This is a genomic window from Conservatibacter flavescens, assembly GCF_002795425.1.
GTDB lineage: Bacteria > Pseudomonadota > Gammaproteobacteria > Enterobacterales > Pasteurellaceae > Conservatibacter > Conservatibacter flavescens.
In genome coordinates, this window is record NZ_PHHA01000001.1 from 1 (window position 1) to 2515 (window position 2515).

Sequence of the window (2515 nt, forward strand, 5' to 3'; positions counted from 1 at the left end):
GGGTGACTGCGTACCTTTTGTATAATGGGTCAGCGACTTATATTTTGTAGCGAGGTTAACTGAATAAGGGAGCCGAAGGGAAACCGAGTCTTAACTGGGCGATTAGTTGCAAGGTATAGACCCGAAACCCGGTGATCTAGCCATGGGCAGGTTGAAGATTGGGTAACACTAATTGGAGGACCGAACCGACTAATGTTGAAAAATTAGCGGATGACTTGTGGCTGGGGGTGAAAGGCCAATCAAACCGGGAGATAGCTGGTTCTCCCCGAAATCTATTTAGGTAGAGCCTTGAGCGGACACCTTCGGGGGTAGAGCACTGTTTCGGCTAGGGGTCCATCCCGGATTACCAACCCGATGCAAACTGCGAATACCGAAGAGTGATACTCAGGAGACACACGGCGGGTGCTAACGTCCGTCGTGGAGAGGGAAACAACCCAGACCGCCAGCTAAGGTCCCGAAGTACTAGTTAAGTGGGAAACGAAGTGGGAAGGCTTAGACAGCTAGGATGTTGGCTTAGAAGCAGCCATCATTTAAAGAAAGCGTAATAGCTCACTAGTCGAGTCGGCCTGCGCGGAAGATGTAACGGGGCTAAAACTAGTCACCGAAGCTGCGGCATCAGGCGTATCACAAATACGCCTTCGATTAACAACATGGAATGAAGCGGGATGAAATGAAGTGGAATGAAATGTTGGTCAAGCACCAAACACGTTGAGGCGGGGTAAAGTGCGGTAGAAATCAGAGGAATATTTGTGATACGCCTGTTGGGTAGGGGAGCGTTGTGTAAGCGGATGAAGGTGGACTGAGAGGTTTGCTGGACGTATCACAAGTGCGAATGCTGACATAAGTAACGATAAAGCGGGTGAAAAACCCGCTCGCCGGAAGACCAAGGGTTCCTGTCCAACGTTAATCGGGGCAGGGTGAGTCGGCCCCTAAGGCGAGGCTGAAAAGCGTAGTCGATGGGAAACGGGTTAATATTCCCGTACTTGTATTAGTTGCGATGTGGGGACGGAGTAGGTTAGGTTATCAGGGTGTTGGATATCCCTGTTTAAGCGTGTAGGCGGAAGAGTTAGGCAAATCCGGCTCTTTGTATAACGCTAAGGCGTGATGACGAGACTCTACGGAGTTGAAGTAACCGATACCACACTTCCAGGAAAAGCCACTAAGCGTCAGACTAATATAAACCGTACTGAAAACCGACACAGGTGGTCAGGTAGAGAATACTCAGGCGCTTGAGAGAACTCGGGTGAAGGAACTAGGCAAAATAGCACCGTAACTTCGGGAGAAGGTGCGCCGGCGTAGATTGTAGTCCCTTGCGGATGAAGGTTGAACCGGTCGAAGATACCAGCTGGCTGCAACTGTTTATTAAAAACACAGCACTCTGCAAACACGAAAGTGGACGTATAGGGTGTGATGCCTGCCCGGTGCTGGAAGGTTAATTGATGGTGTAATCGCAAGAGAAGCATTTGATAGAAGCCCCAGTAAACGGCGGCCGTAACTATAACGGTCCTAAGGTAGCGAAATTCCTTGTCGGGTAAGTTCCGACCTGCACGAATGGCATAATGATGGCCAGGCTGTCTCCACCCGAGACTCAGTGAAATTGAAATCGCCGTGAAGATGCGGTGTACCCGCGGCTAGACGGAAAGACCCCGTGAACCTTTACTATAGCTTGACACTGAACCTTGAATTTTGATGTGTAGGATAGGTGGGAGGCTTTGAAGCAGTGACGCCAGTCATTGTGGAGCCGACCTTGAAATACCACCCTTTAACGTTTGATGTTCTAACGAGGCACCTTGAACGGGTGTTCGGACAGTGTCTGGTGGGTAGTTTGACTGGGGCGGTCTCCTCCCAAAGAGTAACGGAGGAGCACGAAGGTTTGCTAATGACGGTCGGACATCGTCAGGTTAGTGCAATGGTATAAGCAAGCTTAACTGCGAGACGGACAAGTCGAGCAGGTGCGAAAGCAGGTCATAGTGATCCGGTGGTTCTGAATGGAAGGGCCATCGCTCAACGGATAAAAGGTACTCCGGGGATAACAGGCTGATACCGCCCAAGAGTTCATATCGACGGCGGTGTTTGGCACCTCGATGTCGGCTCATCACATCCTGGGGCTGAAGTAGGTCCCAAGGGTATGGCTGTTCGCCATTTAAAGTGGTACGCGAGCTGGGTTTAGAACGTCGTGAGACAGTTCGGTCCCTATCTGCCGTGGGCGTAGGAGAATTGAGAGGGGCTGCTCCTAGTACGAGAGGACCGGAGTGGACGCATCACTGGTGTTCCAGTTGTTTCGCCAGAAGCATTGCTGGGTAGCTAAATGCGGAAGAGATAAGTGCTGAAAGCATCTAAGCACGAAACTTGCCTTAAGATGAGTTCTCCCTGACTTAAAGTTAGTAAGGGTTGTTGTAGACTACGACGTAGATAGGTCTGGTGTGTAAGCGTTGCGAGACGTTGAGCTAACAGATACTAATTGCCCGAGAGGCTTAACTATACAACGCTCAAGGGTTTTTGGGTGTGGTAGGTA

1 rRNA gene is annotated in these 2515 nt (G+C 50.4%); it reads left to right on the forward strand.

The window, feature by feature from the left end:
* Positions 1-2482, forward strand: a 23S ribosomal RNA gene (locus tag CVP05_RS00005); the annotation flags it as partial.
* Positions 2483-2515 lie beyond the last annotated feature (33 nt).